The sequence below is a fragment of the Ruegeria sp. genome (genome assembly GCF_028066395.1).
Taxonomy (GTDB): domain Bacteria; phylum Pseudomonadota; class Alphaproteobacteria; order Rhodobacterales; family Rhodobacteraceae; genus Ruegeria.
In genome coordinates this window covers 31,795-38,338 of the sequence record NZ_JALCBM010000001.1, presented here as the reverse complement: position 1 = coordinate 38,338, position 6,544 = coordinate 31,795, and the positions used below count along the sequence as shown (strand labels likewise).

Sequence of the window (6,544 nt, the reverse complement as noted above, 5' to 3'; positions counted from 1 at the left end):
CATCAGGACCTGCCGCCGGAACTGCTGGACGATATCGAGGCGTGGAGCCACGAATTCCCCGCTGTTCTCGATGATATCGACGGGCTGCTGACCGAAAACCGCATCTTCAAACAGCGTAACGCCGATATTGGCATCGTGACCGAGGATGACATCCAGAAATACGGCTTCTCGGGCGTGATGGTGCGCGGATCGGGTCTGGCCTGGGATTTGCGCCGCGCGCAGCCCTATGAATGCTATGACGAGTTCGAATTCCAGATCCCTGTCGGCAAGAACGGTGACTGCTACGACCGTTATCTCTGCCGCATGGAAGAGATGCGCCAGTCTCTGCTGATCATCCGTCAGGCCATCGCCAAAATCCGCGACTGCCCCGGTGACGTTCTGGCGCGCGGTAAGATCACCCCGCCGAAACGCTCGGACATGAAGACCTCGATGGAAAGCCTGATCCATCACTTCAAGCTGTATACCGAAGGTTTCCACGTCCCCGCAGGCGAGGTCTATGCCGCCGTCGAGGCCCCCAAGGGCGAATTCGGCGTCTATCTGGTCGCCGACGGCACCAACAAACCCTACCGCGCCAAACTGCGCGCGCCGGGCTTCCTGCATCTGCAAGCCATGGACCACGTCGCCGGAGGCCACCAACTGGCTGATGTCGCCGCCATCATCGGCACCATGGACGTTGTGTTCGGGGAGATTGACCGGTGACCAAGGCCGCTCTGATCCTCGGCATGGCAACGGCCCTTTGCTCAGCAGGTGCAACCGCTGCGCCGCATCCGACGGCTCAGGTGCTGGATGTGATGCGGGAAAACGCGTGTCGTCTGAATACGGCGGATGCCGAAAGCGCCTTTGCCGTGCGTGGATTGACGCCTGAAGATGTCAGTGACGTGGTCAACGGCTGGGCCGAGCAAGGGCTGGCCGGATTGGATGGCCCGTTTTTCGAGATCGCTCCGGCGATTTGCGGCGCACATGGTCTGGCCGCAGAAGATACCGAGGGCCGCACGGACGCGCTGTTTGATTTCGTGCGCCACAACGGGTGCCGTATGGGTGAAGAAGAGGCCGAGATCAAACTGCGGCCTGCCGGTTTCACCAAGGCCGAAACCCCGGAACTGATTGAGAACCTGATCGCCGACGGTCGTGCCCGGCAGGAAGACCCTTACATAATCGTGATTGGAGATGCCTGCTAATGCTGCGCCGTCTGCACCCCGAACAACCCGATAGCTTTGCCTTCACCGCTGCCAACCAGCAATGGGCCGAAGCGCAGATCACCAAATACCCCGAAGGCCGTCAGGCCAGCGCGGTCATTCCTTTGCTGTGGCGCGCGCAAGAGCAGGAGGGCTGGCTGAGCCGCCCGGCGATTGAATCCGTCGCCGATCTGTTGGGCATGGCCTATATCCGCGTGCTTGAGGTGGCCTCGTTCTACTTCATGTTTCAGCTTCAACCGGTTGGATCGGTGGCACATATTCAGGTCTGCGGCACGACCTCCTGCATGATCTGCGGGGCCGAGGATCTGATTGCGGTCTGCAAGGAAAAGATCGCCGCCAAGCCGCATGAGCTGTCTGCTGATGGCAAGCTGAGCTGGGAAGAGGTGGAATGCCTGGGCTCATGCACCAATGCACCGATGGCGCAGATCGGCAAAGACTACTACGAGGACCTGACCGCCGAGAGTTTCGGCAAGATCATCGACGATCTGGCGGCGGGTAGAGTGCCAGCGCCGGGCCCTCAGAACGGGCGCTATGCGGCGGAGCCGTTGAAAGGGCTGACCAGCCTGACCGATCATGAGGCTGGGAAACCCCAGTACAATGCCAGTGTTGAATTGGCGACCGGGCTGGGCGACACGATCAAGCGCATTGATGGCACCGAGGTTCCGATCCTGACCCCGTGGCTGGGCAAGGATGGTAAACAGGCTGGTGCCTCGGCGGCGGCCAAACCTCCGAAAGCGCCGGAAGCCCCGAAACCTGCGGTGAAGCAGGCGGCTGAGGCGAAGGCCAAGGCTGACGTCAAGGAAGACCAGCCCGAGACGCTGACCGAGGCGCGGGATGGCAAAGCGGATGATCTGAAGTTGCTGAAAGGCGTCGGGCCGAAGCTGGAGCAGACGCTGAACGAGTTGGGTTTCTATCACTTTGACCAGATTGCAGCCTGGACGCCCGCGCATGTGGCCTGGGTTGACGCAAGGCTCAAATTCAAGGGCCGGATCGAACGGGACGGCTGGATCGAACAGGCCGGAAAGCTGGCGGCGGGCGAGGAAACCGAGTTCGCCAAACGTGCCAAGGAAGACGGCACATACAAAGACTAGACGCATGCCCATACAGGGCATCAGGATGAGATGGACAAGGACAGGGAACAGGCCATAGCCCGAAAGGGCCGACATATCGGCATCGTCATCGCGGTGACGATGGTGCTGTGGCTTGCCATGACATTGTTCATCGGCCCCGCGCTGGGAATGCCGGGGCGTTATGCGCTGCTGTTTGATTTTGCCGCTCTGGCAGGGTTCATCTATGCGGGCGTCAACATTTTTCAACTCTGGCGCATGCGTCAGGATAGCCAAGGGTAGCGAGCGATGCTGAAGGATCAGGACAGGATCTTTACCAACATCTACGGGATGCATGAGCGTACTCTGCGCGGCGCGCAGGCCCGGGGGCATTGGGACGGCACCGCTGGCCTGATCGAAAAGGGCCGCGACTGGATCATCCAGACGATGAAGGATTCTGGTCTGCGCGGTCGCGGCGGGGCGGGTTTCCCGACCGGCCTGAAATGGTCGTTCATGCCCAAGGAAAGCGATGGCCGTCCGTCTTATCTGGTGGTGAACGCGGACGAATCCGAGCCCGGCACCTGTAAAGACCGTGAGATCATGCGCCACGATCCGCATACGCTGATCGAGGGCTGTCTGATCGCGTCCTTCGCGATGAACGCGCATACCTGCTACATCTACCTGCGCGGCGAATATATCCGCGAGCGTGAGGCGCTACAGGCAGCGATTGACGAGGCCTATGATGCCGGTTTGCTGGGCAAGAACGCCGCCGGTTCGGGCTGGGATTTCGACCTGTTCCTGCATCATGGGGCAGGGGCGTATATCTGCGGCGAGGAAACCGCGCTGATCGAAAGCCTTGAGGGTAAGAAGGGCATGCCGCGGATGAAACCTCCGTTCCCGGCGGGTGCGGGGCTGTATGGCTGCCCGACCACGGTGAACAATGTGGAATCCATCGCCGTTGTACCGACCATCCTGCGGCGCGGTGCCGACTGGTTCGCGGGGTTTGGTCGTCAGAACAACGCGGGCACCAAGCTGTTTGCGATCTCGGGCCATGTGAACAACCCCTGTGTCGTTGAAGAGGCGATGTCGCTGTCTTTTGAAGACCTGATCGAGACCCATTGCGGCGGCATTCGCGGCGGTTGGGACAACCTGCTGGCGGTGATCCCGGGTGGTTCGTCGGTTCCCTGCGTGCGCGGTGAGAACATGCGCGACGCCATCATGGATTTCGACTATCTGCGGGGTGAGCTGGGCTCGGGCCTTGGGACGGCGGCGGTGATCGTGATGGACAAGTCCACCGATATCGTCAAAGCGATCTGGCGGTTGTCGAAATTCTACAAACATGAAAGCTGCGGCCAGTGTACGCCCTGCCGGGAAGGCACCGGCTGGATGATGCGGGTGATGGATCGTCTGGTGCGCGGCGAGGCCGAACTGGAAGAGATCGACATGCTGTTCGATGTGACCAAACAGGTCGAAGGCCACACGATCTGCGCGCTTGGTGATGCGGCGGCCTGGCCCATTCAGGGCCTGATCCGCAACTTCCGGGAAGAGATCGAAGATCGCATCAAGGCCCAGAAATCGGGCCGTATGGGTGCGATGGCAGCGGAGTAAACCTTATGGAAGTCTACGCCGAATATTCACACGCAATCGCCTCGGTGGTGATTTTTACCCTGATCGTGCTGGTCATGGCCCCATTCTCAGCGCTGGCCAAGCAGGGCAAGGGGTTGGCCCCGGGGGCGACCCCGGAACAAGATTACGCGGACAAGGCGTATCGCCTGAACCGCGCCTATCTGAATGGAACCGAAACGCTGCCGGCGTTTCTGACCGTGACGGTAGCGGCGATTTTGCTGGGGGCCAGCCCGTTCTGGGTCAATCTGCTGGCATCCGTGGCGCTGTTGGCGCGCATTGTCATGCTGGTTGTTCACCTGCGCGGGATCGGCAGACCCAATAGCGGCCTGCGGTCGGTCTTTTACGTGCTGGGCTGGGCCTGCATGGTGATCCTTGGCCTGATGTCTCTGGTGGCGGCGTTCTGATGCGGGATTTCAAGACAACTGCATTTCCGGGCGTTCTGGCGGCCCTGTTGCTGGTTTCGGCCTGCGGTGGTTCCGGCGCGACCAGCGACCGGCTGCTGTTTGACGGCAAATCGTTCCGTGCCAGTGCCAAACCGGTGGATAAAAAGGCCGCTCCGGGCCAGTTCCGGGTAACGGTCAGCGGCGTGTCGGCCTCGCTTGATGGCGCGCGCGAGGCGGGGCGGCATGAAGGCACGCGGTTCTGCATTCAGAATTTCGGCTCATCCCGCATTGTCTGGACCGTCGGCCCGGATACCGAGCCGCAAAAGCTGCGCATCGAGAAGGATAAGCTGACCTTTGCAGGAACCTGCCAGCGCCCATGAGCCGGAGTCGCGCATATCCGCCTGCTGCACCGGGCCTGCTATTGCATAGCGACCGGTCCACGTTTCGTCTTGGAGGGACCAAGATGAAAGGAAAACGCATGTCTGTTGTGAAATCGCTTGCCCTGATCACTGCCTTGACACTGCCCGCCATGGCCGCGGCCAAACCGCCCTTGAGGGATGTCAAAGAGATCGACAACGAACTCTACTACATCGCCATCGCAAACGAGATTTCGGAATATTGCCCGTCGATCAGCGGGCGCCGGATGAAGGCGATCGGAGTGATGTGGGGGCTGCGCAACACGGCCAACAAGATGGGCTATTCGGACAGTGAAATCCGGGCCTATGTGGAATCGGATGCCGAAAAAGACCGGATGCGCGCCAAGGGCGAGGCCTATCTGGCGCAGCATGGCGTCAGCTACGGGAACCCGAACTCATTCTGCACGCTGGGACGGGCGGAAATCGAAAGAAACAGCGCTATCGGCGTGTATTTGAAGGCAAACTAGATGATCTCGGGCATCAACATCTTGAAAACGGGAGGGGCGGCCAGCTTGCTGATCGCCCTCTCGGGATGTGATGTGCCGACACCCGAAGAACGGCGGCAACAGGCCGAGCGCGCCTTGGACGCGCGGGTCGTGATTCCGGCTGAGCGGAAGCAATACGAACAGGCGCAATTTGCGGCGGCTCAGATTGCCGGGCGATGCAAATCTCTGTCGTACAGCAGGCGTTATGCTGAAAAGGCGGATCAGGAAATCGCTGCGAAATACCCGGTTGAGCTTGACGAAGACGGAACCTCACCCGACAGCGTCACGCTGAAGGAATATCTGGAAAACACCGTGGCCGAGGGTCGCGAATACTGGAAAAAGATCGGACTTCCCCAGGGGGACAACAATTCCGAGGAAGTCTATTGCGCTGTTGGCCAGCGTGAAATTGCAAATGGAACGCAGCTGGGTGCGTTTCTGAGAAGGAAGTAAGATGTCTGACCTCCGCAAGATCAATATCGATGGGCAGGAAATCGAAGTCGATGGTGCGATGACCCTGATCCAGGCTTGTGAGCAAGCCGGGGTCGAAGTGCCCCGCTTTTGCTATCACGAGCGTCTGTCGATTGCCGGGAACTGCCGGATGTGTCTGGTTGAGGTTGTGGGCGGCCCGCCGAAACCCGCCGCCTCATGCGCGATGCAGGTGCGTGACCTGCGCCCGGGGCCGGAAGGTCAGGCGCCGGTGGTCAAGACGAACTCGCCCATGGTCAAGAAGGCCCGCGAAGGGGTGATGGAGTTCCTGCTGATCAACCACCCGCTGGACTGCCCGATCTGCGATCAGGGCGGCGAGTGTGACTTGCAGGATCAGGCGATGGCTTATGGTCTGTCGGGCACGCGCTTCAAGGAAGCCAAGCGGGCGGTGGATGATCTGGACCTCGGTCCACTGGTCGGCACCGCGATGACCCGTTGCATTTCCTGCACCCGTTGTGTGCGGTTCACGACCGAGGTCGCCGGGATCACTCAGATGGGTCAGACCGGGCGTGGCGAAGATGCCGAGATCACCTCGTACCTGAACCAGACGCTCGATTCTAACATGCAGGGCAATATCATCGACCTCTGCCCGGTTGGGGCGCTGACGTCGAAACCTTATGCCTTTACCGCGCGCCCGTGGGAACTGACCAAGACCGAGAGCATCGACGTGATGGACGCCTTGGGGTCAAACATCCGCGTGGACACCAAAGGGCGCGAAGTGATGCGTTTCCTGCCGCGTAACCATGATGGCGTGAACGAGGAATGGATCAGCGACAAGACCCGGTTCGTCTGGGATGGTTTGCGCCGTCAGCGTCTGGATCGCCCTTATGTACGTGAAAACGGCAAGTTGCGCCCGGCCACATGGCCTGAGGCGCTGACCAAAGCCGCCGAGGCGCTGAAAGGGGC

Annotated in this window: 9 protein-coding genes and 1 pseudogene; all 10 read left to right on the top strand. The window is 60.5% G+C overall.

The features are described 5' to 3' along the window. Nucleotides 1–699 (top strand): annotated as a pseudogene (locus tag MPJ51_RS00230) (NADH-quinone oxidoreductase subunit D); the annotation flags it as partial. After that, nucleotides 696–1,178, top strand: a complete 483-nt coding sequence (locus tag MPJ51_RS00225; RefSeq protein ID WP_298380985.1) for a hypothetical protein — start codon at nucleotides 696–698, stop codon at nucleotides 1,176–1,178. The pseudogene MPJ51_RS00230 and the gene MPJ51_RS00225, both read left to right, overlap by 4 nt. Then, a complete protein-coding gene (gene nuoE, locus MPJ51_RS00220; RefSeq protein ID WP_298380984.1) occupies nucleotides 1,178–2,287 on the top strand; it encodes an NADH-quinone oxidoreductase subunit NuoE in 1,110 nt (369 codons plus the stop codon). Before MPJ51_RS00225 ends, nuoE begins: the two co-directional genes overlap by 1 nt. A 30-nt stretch (nucleotides 2,288–2,317) precedes the next feature. Further along, on the top strand, nucleotides 2,318–2,545 hold the full coding sequence (locus MPJ51_RS00215; RefSeq protein ID WP_298380983.1) for a DUF5337 domain-containing protein: 228 nt from the start codon (nucleotides 2,318–2,320) through the stop codon (nucleotides 2,543–2,545). A gap of 6 nt (nucleotides 2,546–2,551) precedes the next feature. Then, nucleotides 2,552–3,850, top strand: coding sequence for an NADH-quinone oxidoreductase subunit NuoF (gene nuoF, locus MPJ51_RS00210; RefSeq protein ID WP_298380982.1), 1,299 nt, complete (start codon nucleotides 2,552–2,554; stop codon nucleotides 3,848–3,850). 5 nt (nucleotides 3,851–3,855) lie between these two features. Beyond that, nucleotides 3,856–4,272, top strand: coding sequence for an MAPEG family protein (locus MPJ51_RS00205; RefSeq protein ID WP_298380981.1), 417 nt, complete (start codon nucleotides 3,856–3,858; stop codon nucleotides 4,270–4,272). Then, a complete protein-coding gene (locus MPJ51_RS00200) occupies nucleotides 4,272–4,631 on the top strand; it encodes a hypothetical protein (RefSeq protein WP_298380980.1) in 360 nt (119 codons plus the stop codon). Before MPJ51_RS00205 ends, MPJ51_RS00200 begins: the two co-directional genes overlap by 1 nt. A gap of 98 nt (nucleotides 4,632–4,729) precedes the next feature. Next, on the top strand, nucleotides 4,730–5,134 hold the full coding sequence (locus MPJ51_RS00195; RefSeq protein WP_298380979.1) for a DUF5333 domain-containing protein: 405 nt from the start codon (nucleotides 4,730–4,732) through the stop codon (nucleotides 5,132–5,134). 45 nt (nucleotides 5,135–5,179) lie between these two features. Further along, nucleotides 5,180–5,602, top strand: coding sequence for a DUF5333 family protein (locus MPJ51_RS00190; protein ID WP_298380978.1), 423 nt, complete (start codon nucleotides 5,180–5,182; stop codon nucleotides 5,600–5,602). Between the two features lies 1 nt (nucleotide 5,603). Next, on the top strand, nucleotides 5,604–6,544 hold a 941-nt coding region (nuoG, locus tag MPJ51_RS00185; RefSeq protein ID WP_298381072.1), incomplete at its 3' end, for an NADH-quinone oxidoreductase subunit NuoG.

What these genes read in the sequence shown, in the direction of transcription:
- nuoE (WP_298380984.1), top strand. Translation starts at nt 1,178, where the DNA reads ATGCTGCGCCGTCTGCACCCCGAACAACCCGATAGCTTTGCCTTCACC.
- MPJ51_RS00215 (WP_298380983.1), top strand. Translation starts at nt 2,318, where the DNA reads ATGGACAAGGACAGGGAACAGGCCATAGCCCGAAAGGGCCGACATATC.
- nuoF (WP_298380982.1), top strand. Translation starts at nt 2,552, where the DNA reads ATGCTGAAGGATCAGGACAGGATCTTTACCAACATCTACGGGATGCAT.
- MPJ51_RS00205 (WP_298380981.1), top strand. Translation starts at nt 3,856, where the DNA reads ATGGAAGTCTACGCCGAATATTCACACGCAATCGCCTCGGTGGTGATT.
- MPJ51_RS00200 (WP_298380980.1), top strand. Translation starts at nt 4,272, where the DNA reads ATGCGGGATTTCAAGACAACTGCATTTCCGGGCGTTCTGGCGGCCCTG.
- MPJ51_RS00195 (WP_298380979.1), top strand. Translation starts at nt 4,730, where the DNA reads ATGTCTGTTGTGAAATCGCTTGCCCTGATCACTGCCTTGACACTGCCC.